General features: G+C 62.8%; 24 protein-coding genes. 13 read left to right on the top strand and 11 right to left on the bottom strand.

Going from position 1 to position 22,020, the window contains the following annotated elements:
- Nucleotides 1-27 precede the first annotated feature (27 nt).
- Nucleotides 28-1,341 (top strand): YhgE/Pip domain-containing protein, encoded by a 1,314-nt coding sequence (locus ACBG85_RS24760; protein WP_372025225.1) that lies wholly within the window; start codon nucleotides 28-30, stop codon nucleotides 1,339-1,341.
- 99 nt (nucleotides 1,342-1,440) lie between these two features.
- The gene (locus ACBG85_RS24765; protein WP_039973099.1) at nucleotides 1,441-2,817 is read left to right on the top strand and encodes an NAD-dependent succinate-semialdehyde dehydrogenase; all 1,377 of its coding nucleotides are present in this window, start codon (nucleotides 1,441-1,443) and stop codon (nucleotides 2,815-2,817) included.
- Nucleotides 2,818-2,935: 118 nt separating this feature from the next.
- Here ACBG85_RS24765 and ACBG85_RS24770 read toward each other — a convergent pair whose 3' ends face one another.
- On the bottom strand, nucleotides 2,936-3,214 hold the full coding sequence (locus ACBG85_RS24770) for a hypothetical protein (RefSeq protein ID WP_003939940.1): 279 nt from the start codon (nucleotides 3,212-3,214) through the stop codon (nucleotides 2,936-2,938).
- A gap of 49 nt (nucleotides 3,215-3,263) precedes the next feature.
- Here ACBG85_RS24770 and ACBG85_RS24775 point away from each other — a divergent pair, with 49 nt between their 5' ends.
- Nucleotides 3,264-3,707 carry a hypothetical protein gene (locus tag ACBG85_RS24775; protein WP_065455866.1) on the top strand — a complete coding sequence of 148 codons (444 nt, stop codon included), beginning with the start codon at nucleotides 3,264-3,266 and terminating at the stop codon, nucleotides 3,705-3,707.
- A 4-nt stretch (nucleotides 3,708-3,711) separates the two neighbouring features.
- Here the strand turns inward: ACBG85_RS24775 and ACBG85_RS24780 are convergent, their stop codons facing one another.
- Nucleotides 3,712-4,545, bottom strand: a complete 834-nt coding sequence (locus tag ACBG85_RS24780) for an alpha/beta fold hydrolase (protein ID WP_372025228.1) — start codon at nucleotides 4,543-4,545, stop codon at nucleotides 3,712-3,714.
- Nucleotides 4,546-4,619: 74 nt separating this feature from the next.
- Between ACBG85_RS24780 and ACBG85_RS24785 the strand changes: the two genes are divergently transcribed.
- The 5 genes from ACBG85_RS24785 to ACBG85_RS24805 all read left to right on the top strand — a co-directional run bounded on the left by ACBG85_RS24785 (nucleotide 4,620) and on the right by ACBG85_RS24805 (nucleotide 10,513).
- Complete coding sequence (locus ACBG85_RS24785; protein ID WP_221742397.1) at nucleotides 4,620-5,099, top strand: MarR family winged helix-turn-helix transcriptional regulator; 480 nt, start codon at nucleotides 4,620-4,622, stop codon at nucleotides 5,097-5,099.
- Nucleotides 5,096-5,728 carry an allophanate hydrolase subunit 1 gene (locus tag ACBG85_RS24790; protein WP_058037624.1) on the top strand — a complete coding sequence of 211 codons (633 nt, stop codon included), beginning with the start codon at nucleotides 5,096-5,098 and terminating at the stop codon, nucleotides 5,726-5,728. Before ACBG85_RS24785 ends, ACBG85_RS24790 begins: the two co-directional genes overlap by 4 nt.
- Nucleotides 5,725-6,588 carry a biotin-dependent carboxyltransferase family protein gene (locus tag ACBG85_RS24795; RefSeq protein ID WP_058037623.1) on the top strand — a complete coding sequence of 288 codons (864 nt, stop codon included), beginning with the start codon at nucleotides 5,725-5,727 and terminating at the stop codon, nucleotides 6,586-6,588. The genes ACBG85_RS24790 and ACBG85_RS24795 overlap by 4 nt, the downstream gene beginning before the upstream one ends.
- A 46-nt stretch (nucleotides 6,589-6,634) precedes the next feature.
- Nucleotides 6,635-8,185 carry a bifunctional 3'-5' exonuclease/DNA polymerase gene (locus ACBG85_RS24800; RefSeq protein ID WP_372025231.1) on the top strand — a complete coding sequence of 517 codons (1,551 nt, stop codon included), beginning with the start codon at nucleotides 6,635-6,637 and terminating at the stop codon, nucleotides 8,183-8,185.
- 102 nt (nucleotides 8,186-8,287) lie between these two features.
- The gene (locus ACBG85_RS24805) at nucleotides 8,288-10,513 is read left to right on the top strand and encodes an MMPL family transporter (protein ID WP_283568770.1); all 2,226 of its coding nucleotides are present in this window, start codon (nucleotides 8,288-8,290) and stop codon (nucleotides 10,511-10,513) included.
- A 4-nt stretch (nucleotides 10,514-10,517) separates the two neighbouring features.
- On the opposite strand, the gene ACBG85_RS24810 is transcribed toward ACBG85_RS24805, so the two are convergent.
- From ACBG85_RS24810 to ACBG85_RS24825, 4 genes are read right to left on the bottom strand one after another with little or no spacing between them, the layout of a single operon-like run.
- Nucleotides 10,518-11,363, bottom strand: a complete 846-nt coding sequence (locus ACBG85_RS24810; protein WP_372025233.1) for a DNA-3-methyladenine glycosylase — start codon at nucleotides 11,361-11,363, stop codon at nucleotides 10,518-10,520.
- Nucleotides 11,360-11,959, bottom strand: a complete 600-nt coding sequence (locus ACBG85_RS24815) for a methylated-DNA--[protein]-cysteine S-methyltransferase (RefSeq protein WP_007729599.1) — start codon at nucleotides 11,957-11,959, stop codon at nucleotides 11,360-11,362. Before ACBG85_RS24815 ends, ACBG85_RS24810 begins: the two co-directional genes overlap by 4 nt.
- Complete coding sequence (locus tag ACBG85_RS24820; protein WP_020909250.1) at nucleotides 11,956-12,510, bottom strand: RNA polymerase sigma factor; 555 nt, start codon at nucleotides 12,508-12,510, stop codon at nucleotides 11,956-11,958. Before ACBG85_RS24820 ends, ACBG85_RS24815 begins: the two co-directional genes overlap by 4 nt.
- Complete coding sequence (locus ACBG85_RS24825) at nucleotides 12,497-12,997, bottom strand: methylated-DNA--[protein]-cysteine S-methyltransferase (RefSeq protein WP_003940613.1); 501 nt, start codon at nucleotides 12,995-12,997, stop codon at nucleotides 12,497-12,499. Before ACBG85_RS24825 ends, ACBG85_RS24820 begins: the two co-directional genes overlap by 14 nt.
- Nucleotides 12,998-13,141: 144 nt before the next feature.
- Here ACBG85_RS24825 and ACBG85_RS24830 point away from each other — a divergent pair, with 144 nt between their 5' ends.
- Nucleotides 13,142-13,687, top strand: coding sequence for a hypothetical protein (locus ACBG85_RS24830; RefSeq protein WP_007729604.1), 546 nt, complete (start codon nucleotides 13,142-13,144; stop codon nucleotides 13,685-13,687).
- A 4-nt stretch (nucleotides 13,688-13,691) separates the two neighbouring features.
- On the opposite strand, the gene ACBG85_RS24835 is transcribed toward ACBG85_RS24830, so the two are convergent.
- The 4 genes from ACBG85_RS24835 to ACBG85_RS24850 form a co-directional block, all read right to left on the bottom strand.
- Nucleotides 13,692-14,429 carry an SDR family NAD(P)-dependent oxidoreductase gene (locus ACBG85_RS24835; RefSeq protein ID WP_372025236.1) on the bottom strand — a complete coding sequence of 246 codons (738 nt, stop codon included), beginning with the start codon at nucleotides 14,427-14,429 and terminating at the stop codon, nucleotides 13,692-13,694.
- Nucleotides 14,426-15,451 carry a phosphotransferase family protein gene (locus ACBG85_RS24840; protein ID WP_283376025.1) on the bottom strand — a complete coding sequence of 342 codons (1,026 nt, stop codon included), beginning with the start codon at nucleotides 15,449-15,451 and terminating at the stop codon, nucleotides 14,426-14,428. The genes ACBG85_RS24835 and ACBG85_RS24840 overlap by 4 nt, the downstream gene beginning before the upstream one ends.
- A complete protein-coding gene (locus ACBG85_RS24845; RefSeq protein WP_003940162.1) occupies nucleotides 15,448-16,659 on the bottom strand; it encodes an acyl-CoA dehydrogenase family protein in 1,212 nt (403 codons plus the stop codon). The genes ACBG85_RS24840 and ACBG85_RS24845 overlap by 4 nt, the downstream gene beginning before the upstream one ends.
- A 75-nt stretch (nucleotides 16,660-16,734) precedes the next feature.
- Nucleotides 16,735-18,513: an ABC transporter ATP-binding protein gene (locus ACBG85_RS24850; protein WP_372025237.1), complete on the bottom strand. Its 1,779-nt coding sequence runs from the start codon at nucleotides 18,511-18,513 to the stop codon at nucleotides 16,735-16,737.
- 95 nt (nucleotides 18,514-18,608) lie between these two features.
- On the opposite strand from ACBG85_RS24850, the gene ACBG85_RS24855 reads away from it, so the two are divergent.
- The gene (locus ACBG85_RS24855; RefSeq protein ID WP_030537226.1) at nucleotides 18,609-19,196 is read left to right on the top strand and encodes a TetR/AcrR family transcriptional regulator; all 588 of its coding nucleotides are present in this window, start codon (nucleotides 18,609-18,611) and stop codon (nucleotides 19,194-19,196) included.
- Here the strand turns inward: ACBG85_RS24855 and ACBG85_RS24860 are convergent.
- Nucleotides 19,131-20,666, bottom strand: coding sequence for a LuxR C-terminal-related transcriptional regulator (locus ACBG85_RS24860; protein WP_372025239.1), 1,536 nt, complete (start codon nucleotides 20,664-20,666; stop codon nucleotides 19,131-19,133). The two genes, ACBG85_RS24855 and ACBG85_RS24860, sit on opposite strands and share 66 nt — an antisense overlap.
- Before the next feature lie 171 nt (nucleotides 20,667-20,837).
- On the opposite strand from ACBG85_RS24860, the gene ACBG85_RS24865 reads away from it, so the two are divergent.
- From ACBG85_RS24865 to ACBG85_RS24875, 3 genes are read left to right on the top strand one after another with little or no spacing between them, the layout of a single operon-like run.
- The gene (locus ACBG85_RS24865) at nucleotides 20,838-21,212 is read left to right on the top strand and encodes a PLDc N-terminal domain-containing protein (RefSeq protein WP_007729621.1); all 375 of its coding nucleotides are present in this window, start codon (nucleotides 20,838-20,840) and stop codon (nucleotides 21,210-21,212) included.
- Nucleotides 21,209-21,646 carry a DUF6325 family protein gene (locus ACBG85_RS24870; protein ID WP_063315738.1) on the top strand — a complete coding sequence of 146 codons (438 nt, stop codon included), beginning with the start codon at nucleotides 21,209-21,211 and terminating at the stop codon, nucleotides 21,644-21,646. Before ACBG85_RS24865 ends, ACBG85_RS24870 begins: the two co-directional genes overlap by 4 nt.
- Nucleotide 21,647: 1 nt before the next feature.
- Nucleotides 21,648-21,956: an SHOCT domain-containing protein gene (locus tag ACBG85_RS24875; protein WP_030537230.1), complete on the top strand. Its 309-nt coding sequence runs from the start codon at nucleotides 21,648-21,650 to the stop codon at nucleotides 21,954-21,956.
- The last annotated feature ends 64 nt before the right edge of the window (nucleotides 21,957-22,020 follow it).

Genomic DNA, 22,020 nt, shown 5'->3' on the forward strand with positions numbered 1-22,020 from the left:
GCGCGAACGAAAGCCGGTCGACTGACGATGAGCAAGAACACGGAGCCGTCTGCCCGCACCGTCATGCACACACCACGATTCTGGTTGACACCATTGATAGTGGTCACCCTCTTGATGTCTGCGCTGGCAGCGTTGTACATGGGCGGAATACTCGACCCCAAGAAACACCTGGACCAGTTCCCGATCGCCCTGGTCAACCAGGACGAGGGCGACACCCTCCCCGGTGGCGACCCCGCCGACCGCGAGAACTTCGGAAACGACATCGTCGCCGGCCTCGAAAGCGGAATCGACCACCAGAAGATCGACCTGCAGCAGATCGGTATCGCCGAAGCCCAATCGCGGTTGAACTCCGGCACGCTGTACGGCGCGATCGTGATTCCCAGTGATTTCACGAAGAGGACGATCATCCTGGCGGAGGCCAGCGTCGTCGCCGGTGACGTAGAGCAACCGATCATCACGATCTACACCAATCCTCGCGCCGGTTCCGTCTCGGCATCGCTGGTCCAGTCGATCGGAACCACAGCCCTCGCCTCGGTCAACAAGAACATGGGCGAGCAACTCACCGCCCTTGTCACCGCGCAGTTGGAAGCGGGAGGCACCGGAACCCAGATCTCCGGAGCGAGCCGCCTGCTGCTCGAAAACCCGGTGAACGTACTCACGGTTGCCCACGATCCGCTTCCCGACGGAACCGGATTCGGTTTGGTGGCATTCTATTTCGCGCTGCTGTTGGTCCTTGCGGGATTCACCGGAGCAACCGTGGTCAATTCCTTGGTGGACGGCATGCTCGGATACGCGCCTACCGAATTCGGTCCACTCTTCGTTCAGAACGACGTTGTGGGTATCAACAGGTTTCGAACGCTGCTCGTCAAATGGGCATTCATGATCGTGTTGTCCGGCATAGTCTCCGCGTTGTTCCAGTGGATCAGTCGCGCCCTCGGAATGCCGGTCACTCACGGGCTTGCATTGTGGGAGTACGGCGCGCTGGTCATCACAGCGGTGGGCATCACGGCGATGTCGGTGATGGCCGCGTTCGGCTCGTTGGGCATGTTGATCAACCTGTTCGTGTTCGTCATTCTCGCGCTGCCCTCGTCCGGTGGCACCATCCCCCTCGAAGCCAGCCCCAGGTTGTATGCCTGGCTGGCGCAATTCGAGCCGATGCACCAGATCTACATGGGCACGCGATCGATCCTGTTCTTCGGCGCACGCGGTGAGGCAGGCCTGCTGCATGCCGTCTGGATGACGTTGGTGGGTCTACTGATCGGCGTCGTACTCGGCATCGTGACCACCCGTTTCTACGACCGCAAGGGCTACGAGCGCACCCATCGCCGCAAGGTGGCGTGACATGGTACCCAGCCGGGATTTGATCGAAACCTGTTGAGCCGATTCAATGTGATTGCGCGTTTCGGGAATCTTCGAGCCCCTTCCGCACGTTGTACAACTATGGCTAATTACAAAACAGTCAATCCCGCGACAGGTGAAACCGTCAGGGAATTCGATACTTTGGATGACGCCGGAGTTGAAGCCGCACTTGCGAACACGCATCGCGGCTACTTGACCTGGCGCAACAGTGCGCCACAGCAGCGTGCGGCAGTCCTGAGCAAGACCGCCGAACTGTACACAGAGCGCGCAGACGAACTGGCCCGAATGATCTCCTTGGAGATGGGTAAGCCGGTCCGCGAGGCCAAGGGCGAAGTACAACTCTCGGCCGCGATCTATCAGTGGTATGCAGACCACGGTCCGGCACTGCTCGAGGAAGAACGACTCGACGTTCCCGGGGCCGAGGAGTCGGTTGTGTACCGGCGACCGATCGGCGCTCTCATCGGCGTCATGCCGTGGAACTTCCCGTACTACCAAGTCGCCCGCTTCGCGGCACCGAATCTGATGCTCGGTAACACGATCATTCTCAAGCACGCATCGAACTGTCCGCAGTCGGCGCTGCTGATGGAAGAGATTCTGCGACAAGCCGGATTGCCGGACGACGCCTACGTCAACGTCTTCGCGACCAACGAGCAGATCGCGGACATGATCGCCGATCCCCGAGTTCAAGGTGTGTCACTGACCGGCAGCGAACGCGCCGGAACCAGCGTCGCCGAAACTGCCGGACGCAATCTCAAGAAGGTCGTCCTCGAACTCGGCGGATCAGACGTGTTCATCGTCCTCGATTCCGACGACATGGATGCCACCGTCAAGTCCGCAACCAAGGCACGTCTGTCCAATGCCGGCCAGGCCTGCAACGCGGCCAAGCGTTTCATCGTCACCGAAGATTTCTACGACGACTTCACCAACAAGTTGGCGACGTCCTTCGAATCCGTCACTGCCGGTGACCCGTTGGACGAATCCACAGTCTTGGGTCCGCTCTCTTCGCAGAGCGCGGCAGATACTCTGATCGAGCAGATCGACGACGCTGTGTCCAAGGGTGCCACGCTGCTGACCGGTGGAAAGAAGATCGACGGCCCGGGCGCCTACGTTCAACCGACATTGCTCGCAGACGTGACACCGGACATGCGGGCCTACAGCGAAGAACTGTTCGGACCTGCCGGAGTCGTCTACAAGGTCAAGTCGGCCAGCGAGGCTGTGGAACTTGCCAATTCGTCGGTCTACGGCCTGAGCGGATCCGTCTGGAGCAGCGATCTCGATTCCGCCCGGTCGGTCGCTGCAGATCTCGACGTGGGAATGGCGTTCGTCAACGAGCACGGAACGACGTTGCCCGGTCTGCCCTTCGGCGGAGTCAAGCGCTCCGGAGTCGGCCGCGAGCTCGGTCCGTGGGGAATGGACGAGTTCGTGAACAAGAAGCTGCTCCGCGTCTCGAAGAAGTAGTTCGACACAGAAGTAGCTCGACACAGAAGTAGCTCGGCGCAAAGGAAGGCCCTGACCTCGATGGAGGTCGGGGCCTTTCCTCATAACCCACGGACCAGCAAGCGGGTCCGCTGCCTGGTCACTCGCTTGCCGGCGTGGCACCCCCACGAGTGAGGCTCCACCCGAACCTCGTCGCGATGACAGCTGACACCCAGCCCAACAGTGCACCCACCAGTGGAGCAGCGACGGCGGTGTAGATCGCCTCGTTGGAAACACCAACCGACACGGCGGAGTCACCGACGAAGGCGAAATCGGTTCGGGAGGCGAAGGACGCCCACTCGATCAGGCCGGAGACAACAATAATCAGGAACCCCAGCAGGAAGCCGAAGCCGGCCAGCAGAACGTGAAGTGCGCGCATCCGGTCAGTCTGCCTGTAACACCCACCCAGATAAAACCGACCTGCTGGTATGACACTTTCACGTATCGCTCGCACTTCCGTGATCGCCGCCGCCCTCTGCGCGGGCGCAGCCATCTGTTCCGCGACGTCAGCTTCCGCGGACGTAGTCGACGTCACGATCCTTCCGGGTCTCAGCAGCGGGCCGACGACGTCGTACGGAGCGGGCTGCACGTATCTGGTGGTTGCCAGGACAGCAGCGTTGAACGAGCCGAACGTCTCGATTGTCGACATGAACCGAGCGTCGACCATGTTCCCGCAGGAACTGATCTGGGACACCGTCAATCCCTACTTCACCTTGCCGGTCGTACTCGGCCACGCCGTCACGCTGTGGACTCCGACTGCACCGGGCGAACACTCTCTGATGGCCTACCAGACGTCCGCGGGCGGGCCGGTCACAACGGTCGATGTCAATCCGGCGACACCGATCGGTCCGGGGTGCGTCGTCGCACCCTGATCCGCTAGCCCTCCAAGAAGTCGACGAGCACCCGGTTGATTTCATCGGCGGGAACCATCGGAATGCTGTGATGCGAAGAATCTTTCAGCACCTCGACACGCGCTGCGGGAACCCTCTCCCGCACTGACTTCGACACGATTTCCGCATCATGCACCCGTCCGTCTTGTGCGAGGACCACCAGCAACTCGACATCCAGTGCGCTCAAGGCCTCCTTCGAAGGACGTCGAGGCACTACGAGATCGGGTCGCGGTAGATCCGAAGTGCCCACTTCCACAAGAGACAGCCAGTCGGAGTCGATACTCAACTCGCCTGTCTCCCATTCCAACAGTCGCCGTCGGCGCGCTCGCGACGGGGAGAGCAACAGCGGAAGCGCACGCAGAAGGTAGCCCGCCTTCATGCCGGAGAAACTCGAATTAGGGTCGAGCAGAACAAGTTTGCCGAGACGATCAGGTCGATGCAGCGCAAAGGCCAACGCAATCATCGCGCCGTAGGAATGTCCGATCACATCGACGGTGCCGGCCCCGGTGCAATCGACTATCGAGTCCATCCACTCGATCAGATCGTCGACGGACTTCATCCGATCGCCATTCGGAACGCTGAGTCCGGCATCACCCAGCGTGTCGACGGCAAAAACACGCCGGGATTTCGACAGCGCCCCAACGTTGTCGAACCACACCGTCGAAGTGGCACCTCCCCCGGACAGAAGGATCAACGGCCGCGAGTCTGCATGCCCACAGACGTTCACATGCGTGTTACCGAACCGCCCCGCGAGATCCACACCCAGCGGTTTCTGCGGCCATTTGGTCAGTACAGCGTCGTATGCGCGATTGAAGTCCATCCCCCACCCCCATTTCTCTCGATTATCGAGATAGTAGACAATCAAGAGACAACACACCAGGGCTGGAGGCATCCTTGAGCGTCGGCGATGCAGAAGACGAAGCGATGGCGATCGTCCACTCGCTTCGCGCACTTACCGTCGACTTGAACGTGGCGGTTTCCGGCTTTGCGAACAAGTACAAAATGCACTCCACCGACGTGCGCGCGTTGATCTGCCTTCTCGATGCCGAGCGCTCGGACACACCGGCGACACCAGGCTGGCTCGGCGCACAGCTGGGTATCAACTCGGCGTCGGTGACCGCGCTCGTCGACCGGATGGTCAAAGCGGGCCACGTAGCTCGGGAGCGGGACTCAGCAGACCGTCGACGGGTGCTCTTGCAGGTCACACCATCGGCGGTCACTCTGGGCGAGAGCTTCTTCGGCCCCCTCATTTCACGCGCTGCGAGCACCGTCGGGAATTACACCGCCACAGAGCGAGCCACCATCGCGAGTTTCATCGCCGCGATGCGAGCGGACGTGGAGCGGACTCGAGTCGATAGGGAGCCCTCCCTGTGACTCGCATACTTCCCGCGGGAGAACGCGCATTGCTCGTGGACTTCGATTCCGAAGCTGGCGTTCTCGCGTTCACCGAAGCACTGACGCGTAACACCCCGGTCGGGGTCGAAGACTTCCTCCCCGCAGCTCGCACGGTCCTGGTCACGTGCACCCCGGCGGCAGATCTCACGTACGTCCGAAAGCGCTTGAACGATCTCGAGCAGACCGATTCTGCCGCGACCACAGACGAGCATTTCGAGATGGATGCACTCACCATCGCCGTCAGGTACGACGGGCCCGACCTCGACGACGTCGCACAGTCACTTGGTATGAGCCGATCCGAGGTGGTTGCGGCCCACACCGGGGCAATGTGGCGTTGCGCCTTCATCGGATTCGCACCCGGCTTCGCCTACCTGACTTCAGGCGACACTCGGCTCGACGTTCCGCGTCGAACGCAATCACGAACCGCTGTGCCTGCCGGTTCCGTCGCCCTGGCCGCTGGATACAGCGCGGTCTACCCGCGTGCATCACCGGGTGGCTGGCAGATCATCGGGAGCACCGATGCCGTGATGTGGGATCTGAACGCCACACCACCGGCCACCGTTCAGCCCGGCAGACGCGTGCGCTTCGTGAACGAGGAACAACGATGAACGGCCTCGAGATACTCGACACCGGGCCGCTGAGCCTGATCCAGGACCTCGGACGGATAGGTCATCTTCGCTCGGGTGTCGGGGTTTCCGGTGCGGCAGACAGGCGATCTCTCAGGCTTGGCAATCGGCTCGTCGGCAACAACGAGGGCGCAGCCGGTGTCGAGGTCCTCCTGGGTGGGCTGAGTCTTCGGGCGCAGCAACCGACAACGATCGCGTTCACCGGTGCGCCTGCACAGGCCTACCGCGACGGCATTCCGGTCGGGCATTCGAGCGTGATCGATCTGCGGGCTGGGCAGACCGTCCGCCTGGACTACGCACCGAGTGGACTGCGGACGTATCTGACCGTCCGAGGCGGCATTGTGGTTCCCGAGATCCTGGGATCGCGCAGCACCGACACGATGTCCGGGATCGGTCCGGCGCCTCTCGAGCCTGGTGTTTTTCTCCCGATCGGGCCATCGCCGACCACGTTCTCAGCCGTCGACCTCGCACCGGTGCCGCCGATGGCAAACGAGACTCTCGCCATTCGAGTGGTGTTCGGTCCTCGCGCAGATCGATTCACCAACCCCGAAACACTCCTCCATGGCCGATGGGCGATCTCGACCGACTCGGACCGAATCGGCGCACGCGTCGATCGCGTCGGCGCCGACGAACTACTTCGAAGAACAGACGACACCGAACTGCCCACCGAAGGCGTGGCACTCGGATCGATCCAGGTCCCACCCAGCGGCCAACCTGTCGTGTTTCTCGCCGATCACCCCATCACCGGCGGCTATCCGGTGGTGGGAGTGGTCGCGGACGCAGATATCGACCGACTCGGCCAAGCCCGCCCGGGTCAACACATCCGGTTCGTCAGGGCCTGAGCACGCCGAGCGATGGCGTGTCGGACCCAGCCGTCACACTGATGTCGTGCGAGTTGTCCTGGTCCCCGGTAGTACGACGTCCACGGGAGCTGTGACGGCAACTGTCCTACGGACCGATCCCGCTGGAACGCCGCTCGCCGATCCCGTCGAATACCCCGCCCTGATCGCAGCGGTACGCACCATCGAGGAAGCCGAGCACCCGCGGTGGGTGTGGCCGAGTACGGCGACCGTGTACCCACCGCTACTGCGGGCAGGCGTACGGGTTCAACGGTGCCACGACATCTCCCTGACCCGCGCGATACTCGGAATGCGCGCCGGCAAACCGTCACCGCCCGCCGAGGAGTTCGACGACGATCGACTCGGACTCTTCGACACTGCACCCGTTCTCGATCCCCTCGCCGTCGTCACCGAATTCGCCGAGCAGCGCGCAACCATCGGCACGGACGCTCGACTGGACTTGTTGATCGCAGCAGAATCGGCCGGCGCTCTCAGCGCCGCCGAGATGACGCACACGGGCCTTCCGTTCTCGACGCAGAAGCATCGCAAACTCCTCGAAGAACGGCTGGGGCCGCGGCCGACGGGATACGACCTCCCCGCACGCATGCAGGAACTTGCCGCACAGATCAGTGAGGTCTTCGGGCGCACCGTCAATCCTTCGTCTTCGGTGGAGATCACCGAGGCGTTCGGGCGTCAGGGCATCGAACTTCCGTCGACGCGCAAGTGGTTTCTGCAGGAGATCGATCATCCGGCTGTGCCGCTACTCCTTCGTCATCGCGAACTCGCCAAGCTGTACAGCACCAACGGTTGGCAGTGGATGGACAGTTGGGTGCGGGGAGATCGATTCCGTCCGATCTACGTTCCTGGTGGTGTCGTGTCCGGCAGGTGGGCGAGTCGAGGCGGCGGGGCCCTCCAGATTCCGAAGACAATGCGCTCGAGCGTCGTCGCCGATCCGGGCCACGTGTTCGTCGTCGCCGACGCCGGTCAGCTCGAGCCCCGAATTCTGGCCGCCATGTCCGGCGACCGCCGCATGATGGCCGCCGCCGGGGACGACGACCTGTACGCACTTGTCGGTGCCGAAGCCTTCGGCGGTGATCGCGCAAAAGCCAAGGTCGCAATCCTCGGAGTCCTGTACGGGGCGACGGCGGGTGAAGCCAAAGCACTGCTCATCTTGTTGCGGAAGCGATTCCCGGTCGCCGTCGAGTACGTCGAGCAAGCTGCCAAGGCAGGTGAGCGCGGCGAGGTGGTGAAGTCACTGCTCGGCCGGGCCTGTCCCCCACCGTCTCCCGACTTCTACTCCCACGGCGACGCTCACGCCCGCGGTCGTTTCACGCGCAACTTCGTCGTGCAGGCCACTGCGTCCGAGTGGGCGCTGTGCCTCCTGGCCGACCTCAGGCGCCGCCTCGCCGAAGACCCGGACGGCGAGTTGGTCTTCTTCCAGCACGACGAGGTAGTCGTGCATACCCGCAACCCCGAAACCGGTACCGCGCACGTGCTGGCCGCAGCTGCTTCGGCAACTCGATTGTTGTTCGGCGACACAGTCGTCCGTTTTCCCATGGACGTCGCAGCCCGCGAGACATACGGCAAAGGCACTTCGTAGCGTCGTCAATTCCACGCCAAGTGGTTCCACCGCGCCCGTATTGCGTGTTCTACTGGAAAACGTTGCTTTGTTGGTGCTGGTCGACTGCGTTCGAGGAGAACCATGACCAAGCTGGACACAACTGACGCAGAACGGAACGAGCGCGGAGCCGTGAAGCGCCTTCGCGTGCCGATCTTCACCGTGATCGCCCTTGCGATCTTCGCCTTCTTCGCAGGCGGATTCGGCGGTTCTTTCCAGGGCAAACTCGCCGAGGTTCAAAAGAACGACAACGCCTCGTACCTCCCGAGTTCCGCCGAATCGACAATCGTCAGCAACCAATCCGCGAACTTCCTCGCAGTCGAGACGATCCCTGGATTTGTTCTGTTCCATCGAGATTCGGCCCTCACCGAGGCGGACAAATCTGCAATCAACTCGGCCTACGGCGCCATTGCCGGCATCTCCGGGGTAGACGCCGACGGTATGCAGCCCACTCAGTACTCCGCCGACGGCACAACTGCGTCGATCTTCGTGCCACTCGTCGCCAAGGACGGAGACACATCCGTGGCAGGCGATGTCCTGGCGACCACCGAGCAGAACGTCATCGACGCCGCAAAACAAGCAGCTGGTGATGTCGAGGTACTCCCAGCCGGGCCAGGTGGGCTACTCGTTGCGTTCATCGACGCCTTTGCCGGTCTGGACGGAGCGCTCCTTGGCGCGGCACTCCTGGTCGTGATCCTCATCCTGCTTGTCGTGTACCGATCGCCGGTGTTGTGGTTCTTCCCGCTGTTCTCCGCGCTCCTCGCCATCGGTTTGTCGTCGATGGTGATCTATTTTCTCGCGAAAGCCGAATTACTCACTCTGACCGGACAGTCTCAAGGCATCCTTTTCGTGTTGGTGATCGGTGCCGGTACCGACTACGCCCTACTCTTGATCTCTCGCTATCGCGAAGAATTGCACACGTATCCCAACCGCTTCGACGCGATGATCAAGGCCTGGCGCGAGTCTGCGCCGGCCATCACCGCTTCGGCTGTCACCGTGATTCTCGGTCTGCTTTGCCTGACGTTCTCTCAACTCAACTCCAACAAGAGCCTCGGACCCGTCGCCGCCATCGGGATCGCCTGCACCTATCTGGTGATGATGACGTTCATGCCGGTCGCTCTGGCCGCCACCGGACGGTGGGTCTTCTGGCCGCGCAAGCCCAAGGTCGATCACGCCGCAGACCTTACGACGCACGGGATGTGGGGCAAGATCGCCGAGGCCGTCGGTAGCAAGGACCGCCCACTGTGGATCGGCGCCACAGTGTTGTTGATCATCCTGTTCGCGGCCGGGATCGGCAGTCTCAAAACCGATGGCCTGACATCCACCGAAAGCTTCACCAATCGTCCCGACGCTGTTGTCGGACAAGAACTCTACGACTCGAAGTTCGATCCCGGAGCCGGCGCACCGGCCGTGATCACCGCAAACGCCGACCAGGCCGACGCCGTCATCAAAGCAGCCAGCGGCGTCGAAGGTATCTCGCAGGATCCCGGCGCCGTCTGCACCCAGGTGGACGTCGCAAAGGTCAGCGATTTGATCAAGACCAACCCCGCTGCCGTCGCACAAGCCGCCGCTGCGGGTTGCGCCCCTGCGGCTTTCACCGTTGCACCGATCGACGGCCGAACCATGATCAATGCAACCCTCGCCGACTCCTACGATTCGCCGCAGGCACTCGAAACTGTCAAGCGACTGCGGACTGCCGTCCACGACGTGCCCGGCGCCGACGCGCTCGTCGGCGGCAGCACGGCCACCACCCTTGATGTCCAGGCGGCCTCGGTCCGCGACAGAAACCTGATCATCCCGATCGTGCTGGTGGTGATCTTCCTGGTTCTGGCCGCTTTGCTCCGTGCTCTGCTGATCCCGGTGATTCTCATTGTCACCGTGGTGCTTTCCTTCGCGGCGACCCTCGGTGTGAGCGGATTCTTCTTCACACACGTATTCGGGTTCGCCGGGGCGGATCAATCGTTCCCGCTGTTCGCCTTCGTCTTCCTCGTCGCGCTGGGTATCGACTACAACATCTTCCTGATGACCAGAGTCCGGGAGGAGACCGGAGAATTCGGCACCCGTGCAGGTGTACTGCGCGGTCTTGCGGTGACGGGCGGCGTGATCACGTCAGCCGGAATCGTCTTGGCCGCAACGTTTGCCGTACTGGGAATCCTGCCACTGGTCTTCCTCGCCGAGATCGGATTTGCCGTGGCCTTCGGCGTGCTGCTCGATACGATCATCGTGCGCAGCGTCCTGGTGCCGGCACTCTCTCACGACATCGGGAAACGTATTTGGTGGCCGTCCGAACTGGCCCGCGCGAAAGACTGACCGACTACAGAAACGCTTCCTTGGTCCACAGATGAAAGAGCGCGTAGGCTCGCCAGGGTCGCCAGCGCTCGGACAACGCTGTGGCTTCTTTGGCCGTCGAGACCCCCAGCGCACGTTTCAACACCAGATCATCGGGTACGAATGCGTCGCGATCACCGAGAATCCGGACGGTGAGATAGTCAGCGGTCCACGGTCCGATCCCCTTTAGCGCCAACAGCTCTCGCCGAAATTGGACAGGATCCGCATTCCAGGAGAGGTCGAGGCCGTTCGCTGCCGCAGTTGCCAGCGTGTGCACTGTTCTTGCGCGCGCTGTGGTCAATCCGACGGCTTTCTGTATGCCCTCGGTTGATTGCGCTGCAACCACGTCCGGATCAGGGAAGGCAAGAAAATCCCCTTGCACCGGCGCTCCGAATGCGCTGACAAAACGACCACCGAACGTCCTCGCCGCGCCGAGCGAAACCTGTTGTCCCAGAACAGTGAGCACTGCGGTCTCGAACCCGTCCACCGAACCGAGCACACGCAATCCTGGACGGGCGGCAACAAGTGGGGCCAACAACTCATCACTACCGAACGCCGCTTCGACAGCAGTGTGATCGGCGTCGAGGTCGAGCCAACGGCGCACGATCACCTCCAGCACTGCGGAATCCGCTACCGGCACATCGGAATCCACGACGACACCGTCGTCGGTCCACGACACCGACACGACAACGGGTCCGGAAGGCAACGGTACGACTCTGGTGTGAACACCGTCGTCGTGACGCTCGAGGCCTGCGACGCAGTGAGCCCGCAGGGCACCGGTGAGCGGTTCGACTGCATAGGGCGCCTGAAAGCGCAGCGTCACTGCGCTCACCGGCCGGCTTCCAGATCCAGCAGAATCGCTTTCAGTTCGGGGCCACCCGCGTACTGCCCGAGGCTGCCGTCGCTGCGCACCACCCGGTGACACGGGACCACCAACGGCAGCGGGTTCTTTGCACATGCGGTCCCGACGGCACGCACCGCACGTGGGCTTCCCGATGCTGCCGCGACCACCGAATAGCTTGCAGTGTGGCCGTATTCGATCTCGGGAAGATGACGCAACACTTCGCGTCGGAACCCCTTCGCGAGTTGGAAGTCCAAGCGCAGATCGAATTCTCGACGCGCACCGGCAAAGTACTCGTCCAACTCGCGAGCGACAGTGTCCAGCCTGCGCGGGTAATGAAGCACACGGGGGCTGACGGTGTCCGCCAAACGTTCCAGAACGAGGTCGTGCCCTTCGACGGCAAAGGCAACCCGCACCAGGCCGACATCGGTCGCCGCCAGGAGCAGCTTTCCGACCGGCGAATCGACGGTTCGATATGCCACGTCGATCAATTCAGCTTCGGACGCCTGAGCAGCCAGGCGCGCCCGTAGGCGGATCATGGCGTCAGCGTCAACGGCTGGAAGCGCCTCGAACACATCGTTACTCATGAGTGACTCCCTTCCGCAGCGGTAGCGGACAAGTAGGTTCTTCGTAGGGTGGCGATACCGTCGGCACCCGCGCGTCTGGCGGCCGCCGGGGTGTTGCCGAGGATGTCCGCGATCTCTGCGTACGGCAGCCCACCCAGAAAGTGATAGGCGACTGCCGCACGTTGTTTGAGCGGTAGCTGTTCGAGTGCGTCCCAGAGTTCGTGATCCCACGTTCCGGGTACGCCGATTCGCGTCGGCAACTCCGGAACCTCGTCTGTCGGCACGGCCACGCGGGCGCGCACTCGGGTGATGTCGATTGCCTTGCGGTGCGCGATGGTCACCAGCCAGGCTTCGATGTTCGCGTCCGGATTCAGATCCGGATATGCCCGCATCGCTGCGATGAACGTCTCGGACCACGCGTCCTCGGCGTCGACGGGACCGACCACCGCGCGGCAGACACGGAGGACCACTGCACCGTATTCGGTCACGACGTCTTCGAACGGTTTGAGTCTCACGATCGGTAGACGTTCCCGATCACCGAATTGTGAGCCGAGCGCATCAGAAGAGGACATCCGATTCGCCGCCGTGCTCGCGGTCGAGCAGGAACCGCTTGCGTTCGAGGCCGCCGGCGAAACCGGTCAGACTTCCGTCGCTACCGACCACGCGATGACAGGGAACGATGATGCTGATCGGATTCTTGCCGTTTGCCGCGGCGGCAGCACGGATCGCAAGCGGGTTACCCAAAGTTTGCGCGAGCTCCATGTAGGTCCAGGTTTCGCCGTACGGGATCGTTCGCAAGGTATCCCACACCCGCTTCTGGAACTCGGTACCCACGGGCGCCAGCGGCACGGAGAACTCCGTGCGATCACCCTCGAAGTACTCGGTGAGCTGCGATTCGACTTCACCGAAGACCGCCGAGGAACGATCACCGAACGTGGACTCGTCCGGCTTGTGGCGATGCTCCGCCATGTACAGACCGCAGAGGTCGTCACCTGCTGCTACCAGCGTCAACGCTCCGATCGGCGAGTCGATCACAGTGTGCGTACGGATAGCCGTCATGTCTCGATCCTTCCAGGTTGCGCGGTGCGGCAGGCAGCGGGTGAATTGATTGTCCGCGCCGGCACCGACACCTCGAAGACGCCGCTGGCCTCGTGAATGTGAGATTTACCTGTACTTTGACGTCACATCAGGCAGTATCGAGGGATGGCTCTAGTTTTGCCCGGCAGCTCCACCGTCGTCCGCTCCGTCGGCGACGTGGTGCACTGGTCCCTGTCCACGGTCGCTTTTGCGGTCACCCTGCCCACTCGACTCGAGGCGCTCCTCTTCTCGGTCGAGAGGTTGGTGGCACGCATCAACCAGATCGCCGACAACGCCGACCGCGTCGTCATCGGAGCCGCCGCCGTGACCGTTCGCGCTGAGACGCTGGTCGAGGCCGTCGAGCAGACCTCGGACATCGCGGGACAACTCCTCGAGATCTACGAGCCCATCGCCCTACAGCTCGCGCCGCTGGCTGCCAGGTTCGCCGACGACCTTTCCGAGGCAGAGGTCAGCGCCGCGATCAAGCTGATCGACCAACTACCGGAGCTCACCGACCGGGTGGCCGCGGTGCTGCCCATCCTCGGAACCCTCGACTCCGTCTCACCCGAGATCCACGAACTCCTCGGAGTGGTCAAGGACCTGCGGCAGGCGATCGTCGGAGTGCCCGGCTTTCACTTCTTTCGCAAGCGGGGCGAAGCCAAGCTGGATTGAAATTTCAGGCGGAGTAGCCGTTGGTCCCAGCACGCGTCATGACGACCTTCGGAACTACCGCTCGAGACGAGAGCTTGAGCAGACCGTCCACCAACTCCACGATGTCGTCGACCTTGATCATGGTGTCCGGTGTGATCCGATCGTGCGTCCACGCCGACATGTCGGTATCGACGTAACCGGGAGCGATGGCCGTCGCACTGACGCCGTTTCCGGATTCCTCGGCGTTGAGTGCTTCGACCATCGAAATGAGTGCAGCTTTGGTGGCTCCGTAGACGGCCAGACCGCTCTCGGCATACACACCGGCCATCGAGGCGAGAGCGATCACCTTCGCTCCGCCGGCAAGGTCCGCGTCCGCCGCTGTACGCAGGAGCGGCAGCGACGCTTGCAATAGTGCAAACGGTGTTCGGAGATTGACGGCAACGGTCTTGTCGAAACGTCGCATCGGGTAATCCGCTACTCGCCCACTGGTTCCCACTCCGGCGTTGAGGACGAGAGCCCTCATGGAGCCGAATCGCTCATTGTGTGTGGCGACGAGTGCTGCGGCGAAGTTCTCGTCCGCCATGTCGCCGGCCGAGACGACGACGTCCGGCGATCCGGCGCGCGTAAGTTCTTCGGCGACAACGGCGAGCCGTTCGGCATCACGCGCCGTGATGGTCAGCCCGTACCCTTGCGAAGCCAAGCGTGTTGCGATGCCGAGCCCGATTCCCTTGGAGGCGCCGGTGACCAGTGCTGATCGAGTCATTCGAATTTCCCTTGCAGTGCATTGAGTCCGGCCGAGATCAGTTCCGGCACAGAAGATCCAGCCTTGTCGAATCCCCCACCGACGGTGGCGCCTGCTCGGTATCGGTGATCGATGCCCTGCGCCACGACTGCGAGTTTGAAGAACCCGAGCGCCATGTAGAAGTTCCAGTGCGCCAGCTCTCGACCCGAAACGGACGAATACCGTTGCGCCAGATCGACAACGGACGGTAGCGACGGGCTCGTCCACGCGGCAGGCTCACCCAGAACCAGATCCAGCGCGGGATGCCGATAGACGCACATCATCGCGATGTCCGCCAGCGGATCTCCCAGCGTCGACAGTTCCCAGTCCACCACTGCGGCAACCTTGGTGACGTCGTTCGCCGCGAGAATCGTGTTGTCGATCCGGTAGTCGCCGTGCACGATCGACGAAGCCGATTCAGCCGGAATCAATTCCGCGAGGCTCGACGCCAACCTGTCCACATCGGCCGAGTCCTCGGTCTTGACGCGTGACCATTGACCGGCCCACAACTTCACCTGGCGGGCTACGTAACCGTCGGGTCGGCCGAGTTCGCCGAGACCCACTGCGTTGTAGTCGACGTCGTGCAGGGCAGCGAGAACACGCACCAACTCGTCGGTGCACTGCGTGACCAGCTCTGCCGGAACAGCTTCCAACTCGGTTTTGGTCCGGATCACTTGACCGGTGACGAACTCGACCACCGTGAACGACGCACCCATCACCGAGGCGTCCTCGCACAGCACGACGGTCGGCGCGACCGGCACGGCGGTGTTCTGCAACGCCGAGGTGATTCGGAACTCACGCGCAACGTCGTGCGCCGACGGCGTGAGGCCGGCCGTGGGTGGACGACGGAGAATCCACTTCGAGTTGTCGTCGAAGATTCCGTAGGTGAGATTGGATTTGCCGCCTGAAATCAGTTCGGCTCGCAACTCTCCGCTCACCTCGACGCCAGCGGCTTGCAGATACTTGTGGAGCGCCGCGAGATCGAGTCCTGGAAAGTCCGTCACTTCGACTCCTCCCGAGCAGCGCGCTTCGCAGCTCCGACAACACGTTTCGCAATTGCCCAGCGATGAACCTCGGACGGGCCGTCGTAGACGCGGAAGGGACGCACTTCGCGGGACAAGCGTGCCAGCGGCAGATCGCCGGACACGCCCATTCCGCCACACATCTGAATGGAGCGGTCCACGATCCGGAAGATCGCCTCGGCAGCGTAAGTCTTGGCGATGGACGTCGCGTTGCTCGCGTGCCCGCCCTGATCGAGTTCGAAGCAGGCCTGCACCAGAAGTGCGCGGCTGGCTGCGATGTCGATCTCGTTGTCGGCGACCATCTTCTGGATCATTCCGAGATCACCGAGTTTCGAGCCGAAGCCTTCTCGTTCGGCAACTCTGGCCACGGCGACGTCGTGGCCGCGGCGCGCTGCACCGAGCCAGCGCATCACGTGCGTCATGCGGGCGGGACCGAGGCGAACCTGCGCGTAGGCGAAACCTTGATCGACCTCACCGAGAACGGCCTCGTCGGGTACGAAGAGATCCTCGAACGTGACCTCGCAGTGCCCGCCGATCATGGCCTTGTCGAGGGTGTCGATGTGTCGACCCACTACCAGGCCGGGAGTGTCCGTCGGCGCCAGGAACATGGTCGCTCCGCCGCGCTGCCCGGGCTCACCGGACGTGCGCGCCATGATGATGAAGAACCCGGCGCCGTCGGCGCCGGTGATGAACCATTTCTTACCGTTGATCTTCCAGCCACCGGGGACTTTCTCGGCGCGGGTGTTCAAAGCCGAAGGATCGGATCCCGCTCCCGGCGCGGGTTCGGTCATGGCGAATGCCGACCGCATGTCCCCGCTTGCGAGCGGCGCGAGGAACTGCTGCTTCTGTGCTTCGTTCGCCACGTGGGCCAGCATGTGAACGTTGCCCTCGTCCGGCGCCGCGATGTTGAGCGCCGTCGGCCCGAATAGCGAGTAGCCGGCTTCCTCGAAGACCGGCGCGCGATCACTCATGTTGAGTCCGTGTCCGCCGTACTCGATCGGCGCATGCGGGGCGAAGACACCGGCTTCTTTTGCTGCCGACTGCATCTCGATGCGGATTGCATCGCCACCCGCTACAGCGATGTCACCGGCGTGTTCGTCTTCGATGGGGAGCACTACGTTGCGCGTGAAGTCGCGCGTCTTCTCGATCAGCGCCACCACCTCGGGCGCGTACGTCAGATCGATTGCCACCAGCCACCTCCGAAAGAACATCCCGACCGAGCGATCGCTCGGTATCAGCACTCTCGCACACGCCGACGCGTCGGGTCAACAATCCTCGAGCATTGCCTGGCCCTGATCGAGCCGGCCGGCAACCACCATGTCGCGGTACAGATCGTCCTTGTCCATGAGCTCGTCATGGTTGCCGATGTTGCGGATCCGACCGTCTTCCATGACCACGATCCAGTCGGCGTCACGCACCGTCGAGAGCCGGTGAGCGATAGTCACCACGGCCCCGGTGCGCGCACGTTCGTTGATCGCGTCGACAATCGCGGCTTCGGTGAGCGTGTCGACCTGGGCAGTGGCTTCGTCGAGCAGAAGCAAAGCACTCGGCCGCAGAACTGCGCGCGCCATCGCGATCCGCTGACGTTGGCCGCCCGACAGCGAGGTGGCCGTCAGAGCGGTGTCGAGTCCGTTGGGCAGGGCCTCGATCGCGTCGTCGAGCCGGAGCAAGCGCAGAACGGCCTGGACTTCTTCGTCCGTCGCATCGGGATGGCTGAAGACGACGTTCTCCCGAATCGTTCCGGGCACCACCGGTGTCTCCTGCTCCACGTACGCGAGACTCTCGCGCACAGCGCGGTGATCGAGCGCGTCGTAACCGACTCCATGCAGGAGAACCTCACCCGATCGAGGTTCGACAAATCGCAGCACGGTCGAGAGCAAGGTCGTCTTTCCTGCACCCGACGGGCCGACGATGGCCATGTGCCCACGCGTCGGAATGACCAGCGAGACATCGCGCAACGCCGGCTGGTTCGATCCGTGGTAGCTCACGGTGACGTCGCGCAACTCGATCAGCGGCGCGGCAGCGCTCGTTTTCGCGACCACGTCCACGACCTCGTCGTACTGCTCGGTGGGCAACGACTGCATCTCGCGAATCCGGATAGCTGCCGCGATTCCCGACTGAACGGAGGTCACGTTCTGCGCAAGCTCCGACACCGGCCCCATCAGGGTGAAGGCGTAGAGCAGAAACGCGATGAGCGTCGAGACTGCCATTTCGCCGTCGGCGACTCGCCACGCACCAAAGCCGAGGATGGCAATGATCGATCCTTGAATGGCGGTCCACGCGACAGTCCACGCGGTTGCCGACACTCGAACTGCCGTGATCGCATGCTTTTTCGCATCGGACGCATTGTTCGTCACCAGAGCGCCGACGCGATCCTCGGCGAGGGAAACTTTGACCGTCCGGATCGCACGCAAGCCACCCTCGAGTACGCCGCCGAGCTGACCGAGCGATTCCTGGGTTCGCGCTTCGGCTGCGGAAATCCGAGGCATCAGAACGGCAAAGAGTATGGAGGCGAACACGATTGCCACCATGGTGACGCCCAACAACGGCAGATCCAGTACGCCCATCAGAACAATCGTTCCGATGGTCAACGCGGCTGCGTTCAGAATATTCACCGCGGCCGACGACGCAGCCTCCCGCAGCAGCAAGGTGTCAGACGTGACCCGGGTGACCAATTCACCCACGGATCGCGATTGCAGCGAAGGTACGGTCGCCGCCAGGAATCGCTTCACCAGCGACGACCTGGCGTCGAAGACAACCTTCTCGGCGGCGGTTCCGAGAACGATCCACTGAGCACAACCGAGCACGGCACCGACGATCAGAAGGACGACGAGCGTGAGGATAGGTCCTTTCAGCGACGCACCGGTATCGAGGGTGTCGAGAACCCACTTGGTGACCATGGGCGTTGCCAGCGTCGCCGCGGAGCCGCACAGCGCCAGTACCAATCCGAGAAGGAGCGACGGCAGATGCGGTCGAGCGAACTCCGAGAGGACGCGGAGATTGCTCCATTTCGGTGCGGGCTGAGAAGCGTCGGATTCAAGCATGAATTTATGGAACACGAATGTTCCATAAAGGGCAAGAGAAATTCCGATTCGGAAACACTGGATACCGAAACCGGACACGGCTACGCTTCGGATTCGTGACAACGATCCACAGCGCACCAGAACAAAGCGCGACCCGCGAGCGCACACGGAAGGCCATCCTCGATGCTGCCGTTTCGGTGTTCGCATCCAAGCCTGCTGCGACCCTCAGCGAGATCGCTTCGGCCGCAAAGGTCGGCCGGACCACTTTGCACCGCTACTTTCCCGAACGGTCAGACCTGGTCGACGCAGTCGCGGCCGAGGCCACCCGCGCCGTCGGAGAGGCAGCAGCAGCAGCTCGACTCGGCGAGGGCACCGGAGCCGAAGCACTGGTTCGCCTGTGCCATGAATACTTCGAACTGGCCGACCTCTTGACGGTCCTGTTCTTCACTCCCGGTGTGTATCAAGAAGATTCGTTTGCCGAGTCCGCGTCGAACGACGACTCAGTCACCGATGCCATCGAGCGCGGACACTCCGACGGTTCCATCGACCCCGACATGGGTTCGGACTGGGTGCAGAACCTGCTGTGGTCACTGCTCTACACGTCGATGGACTACGTGAACCGCGGTTCCGGGACGCGACTACAAGCCTTGGATCTGACGGTTCGCAGCCTCCGCCGCGGAATCGCCCCCGATCCCGCGGTCTAGGTTGTCGGCTGCTTGAACAGCGGCACGCCGTTTGGTCACGCCTAGTTTGCGGTAGATCGAGCGAATGTGAGTCTTCACAGTGGGATAGGCGATGCCGAGGTGCGCAGCGATCTCGTCTGCAGTCATCGTAGTTCGCAGAAAAGTGAGGATCTCTTTCTCACGTTCCGTCAGGACTCCGGCGAGCTTGGCAGAGAGCTGGCCCCGTTTTTCCAGAATCGTGCGTAGGAGCTCCTGGTGTCTCGACCCCTGTGTTGCGTGCGCGTTCAACAGATCGACGACTACCGGATCGCCGCTCAGAAATGGGGCGAGAATCCGCTCGGGGATTGCTTCCGCCAGCGCACGATCCAACTGCTCGTGCGCCTGCGGTCCACGCCCGGCGACGGAGCTCAGGGCGGCAGACGTGACAAGGGTGCTCACCAGCGCATATCGCGGCAGCGCGGCCGAGGTTGCCAAGCGAAGCGCTTGAGCCGACGGTTCCGGATCCCCCATGACTCGGTAGAGCTCCGCGAGAAGCGCGTGAGCGACCGCAGCACCTGTTCTGGTCAGCGTGGGCATTGCGATGCGGCGAGCTTGCTCGTCCTGTCCTTGAGCGTGGGCGAGCCAGGCCGTGGTGACGCGCCGCAGCGTATCCCAAGGAATGCCGTGCTTGTCCGCAGTGCTCACGCCTCGCAGCAGACGAGCGGCGTTGTGGTACCGGTCTTCCCGGTTCAGAGCGATCAGGCTCATCACCAGGTACAGACGGGCGAGCGCCTCGAAATTGGTTCCGGGGCTGCCCTCCTCGATGATCGAATCGAACTGAGCGATCGCCTCCTCGAAGTCGCCACGCCAGTAGGCGATGCACCCCCGATTCGACTGTGGGAGCCCACCTTCGAAGCGTTCCCAATCGGACGCCACCTCTCGCGCAGGAAGGCCGTCGAGGATCTGTTCGGCTTCCGTGAATGCTCCCGCGTGGGTCAGCGCAAAGGCCAAGTTGGACTGTGCAAGACGCAATGTCTCCGTGCGCGACTGCAACTGCGCCTCGTCGCCGGCGGAGCGAAGTAGCGCGATGGCACGAGGAAGGTCACGACGAAGCCTGACCTCGGTCCATCCGAGGAGGAAAAGCGCGGACGGGTAATCGTCCTCGGGCTCGCACTGGGCGAGCGCGTGACGCGCGCGATCGGCGATGACGGCCTTGGTCGAGGTGTCCGGAGCGAGCAGCAGGTCGGTGAAGCAGACGACAAAATCGTCGGACGCCACCCGCAGACCCTGCCCGCGGAGAAACTCAGCGCCGTACGGATCACCGCTGAGATCGCGGCAGCACGCTCGTATCAGCAGGATGTGCGGATCGTGGGGATCGGGATGAGCAAGGCAGAGCTGCTCGAGTTCCCTGGTGTGAGATTCGAGAATCAAACGAAGCCAGTTTTTCCGCAGGACTCGTCGAGCCTGCTCCGCCTCACCAGAGGCGAGTGCGTCACGCACGGCTTCGATCATGTGTCGAAGATACTCGAGACGTTCGATGTCCGTGGAAATCCGGTCTCATCCGCTTCGGATTAGGCCGCGATCGAAGCCCGCCGATACCGGTGAGAATTGCCGGAATCAACCGAAATGCGTGAGTCAGCGGAATACCGTGTGCGCAGGCCTTACACGAAACGGATAAGACACATGAGCTTCTGGGAAAGCCTCGGCTGGATGCTGTGGGCGACCGTCTTCATCGGATATCTCTTCGCACTGTTCGCGATCATCGCCGACCTGTTCCGCGACCACAAGCTGAACGGCTGGTTGAAGGCCGTTTGGGTGTTCTTCCTGCTCTTCCTACCGATCCTGACCGCCCTCGTCTATCTCGTCGCCCGCGGCGAAGGGATGACGGAACGCAGCAACAAGGCCGCACGCGACGCCGAGAAGGCCGCCGAATCGTATATCCGCGAGGTCGCGGGGAAGAGCCCCAGCGAGGAGATCGCCGCAGCCGCAGCACTGCTCGAAGCCGGAGCGATCAGCGAGGACGAGTTCGCCGCACTCAAGCTGAAGGTCCTCTCGTGAGTGCCGCGCGTTTCGGCCCCGTCGACTTCTACCTTCTCGGCCTGCCTGGGCAGAGCCTCGACCCGGCCGCGCTCTCCGCACTGACCGACCTTACGGATACCGGCCTGGTGCGGCTGCTCGATCTGATCGTCATCTCCAAGTCCGAGGACGATGAACTCACCCTCATCGAAGTCGAGGAGTTGCCGAACGGCTTCGAGATCAACGTCGAGATGCTCGGCGCGTCCGGTCTGCTCGGGCATGAGGACATCACCGAACTCGCGGCAGCCATTCCCACCGGCGCTGCAGCGCTGCTGGTCGCGCTCGAGCTGGTCTATCAGCGCGAACTCGCCGCCCGCACCGCTGCGTCAGGCGCGGTGCTACTGGGTTACGAGCGGATACCCGCACCCGTCGTCAATGCCCTCATGGACACGATCATCCCGGAATTGGAGGTCTGACATGCCGTACATCCCGAGACGAGGCCGCCCCGGACTACTGGGCCTCGCCGCCCGCACCGCGGTCGTCACCGGTACCGCGACCGCCGTCAGCGACGGTATGGCCACCCGCCGGCAAAGGAGAGCTCAGGCCGACTACGAGCAGGCGCAGTACGAATTCGCCCAGCAGCATGCCGCACTCCCGATGCCCACACCCGCACCCGCGGCCCCGGTCGATCTCGTCACCGAGTTGCAGAAACTCGGCGACCTCAAATCACAAGGCCTGCTGAGTGAGGCCGAGTTCCAAGCCGCCAAAGCGCGACTGCTCGGCTGATTCACCCCGACAGAGGCGAGGGATTCCCGCTCTCGCTTCCATACCCGACACCGAATGGAACCCG

This window comes from Rhodococcus sp. NyZ502 (assembly GCF_041464245.1).
Classification (GTDB): Bacteria; Actinomycetota; Actinomycetes; order Mycobacteriales; family Mycobacteriaceae; genus Rhodococcus_F; species Rhodococcus_F qingshengii.